The 1,170-nt window shown below is 52.6% G+C and carries 1 protein-coding gene; it reads right to left on the reverse strand.

The annotated features are described in order from the left end of the window. Positions 1–40 precede the first annotated feature (40 nt). Positions 41–1,141 (reverse strand): hypothetical protein, encoded by a 1,101-nt coding sequence (locus KL786_RS29265; protein WP_252193900.1) that lies wholly within the window; start codon positions 1,139–1,141, stop codon positions 41–43. Between the last annotated feature and the right edge of the window lie 29 nt (positions 1,142–1,170).

The following is a 1,170-nucleotide window of genomic DNA, read 5'->3' on the forward strand; positions in this document are numbered from 1 at the left end:
GGGTGGGGTCGCGGTATTTTGCCAAATCAGAAAGTCTTTTTCAGAGTTTCCCTAGCAGCAAAGCACCGACGATTGGAAGCAGGGACAACCCCTTCAGCAACCGAAAGGTCCTGGTGAGGGTTAGGCCTTGCTTGTCGACTTGATCGATGGTGATCCTGAGCAGCCCCTGAAGTTTCGGGGGATATGTTTTTATCTTGTCCTTGAAATCATCGAAAATGACATTGAAGCTGTGTAGGAGGCGCTCCGTTTGCAGCATTTGGTTGTGAAGGATTGCAAGCAGAACCACAGAAACCGCTGCCAACCCAAGGACAAGGATAAAACCTTCGAATCTTGAGGTTGTTTTCTCCAGCACGACCAAACCCGCTAGCGATATCGGCAGGGCGAGCATCTTGCCGGCGATGTCGCCCAGCACCCCGCTAAGCTTCGTGCCATAGTCGATTTCAGCTTGGGCCACCTCCCGCCGGGCCCGCTCAAACGAGAAGCTATAGACGTAGGTTTGCAGATTAGCGCGGTATGTGGCGAGGACCTCCCGCCACTCCCGCACGATCACCAAGAACAGATTGGGCTCGCTCTCAAACTTCTCGATGACGCTAGCCACCGCCATCCGAATCATTAATTTTCGTTCGGAGAGGTGTGCCTTATTTTCGTTTTTTCGATTGAGTATTTCTTCCAACAAGCTCAGGTGATTGAGCTCATAGTCAAGGACCTTGACGTCAACCTGGGTAGGTAACAGAAAAGTTCTCGGAGGCTTAGCCCCATCGGGAGGCAAGGCAAAGAACAGATTAAAACCATCTTGGCTGCTGTCTTTGTCGACACCGATCGCTAGCAGTGCAAGCAGCTCGATGAGCCGGCAGACGCGCCTGAGCGCCTTAATCGCCGGAGGCTCGATGTCATCGCTATCTGCCCAACAGAGCTCAACAATGTATACGTTGCTCGGGAATTGCCCCTTGCCCAATGAGCCATTGCGAGCGACAAACTCGCCTAGGTTCGCGTAGAACCGGCCAGACTCGTTCGATGGCAAGCGAAACTCAATATCGAGAGAGTCTGCTTCTTCAGAGCAATGCTCGAACTTGCCATAGGCTGCGGGCAGGCCATCGCACATTCGCAACGCACCGATAATGTGTAGAAACTCAGACTTCATCTGACAGTTACCGGATTTGAGGTCGTGAC

Source organism: Pseudomonas sp. TAE6080, from assembly GCF_018732265.1.
Lineage (GTDB): Bacteria > Pseudomonadota > Gammaproteobacteria > Pseudomonadales > Pseudomonadaceae > Aquipseudomonas > Aquipseudomonas brenneri.

Coding starts and splice junctions, on each gene's coding strand:
- KL786_RS29265 (WP_252193900.1), bottom strand. CDS start 1,141: ATGAAGTCTGAGTTTCTACACATTATCGGTGCGTTGCGAATGTGCGAT.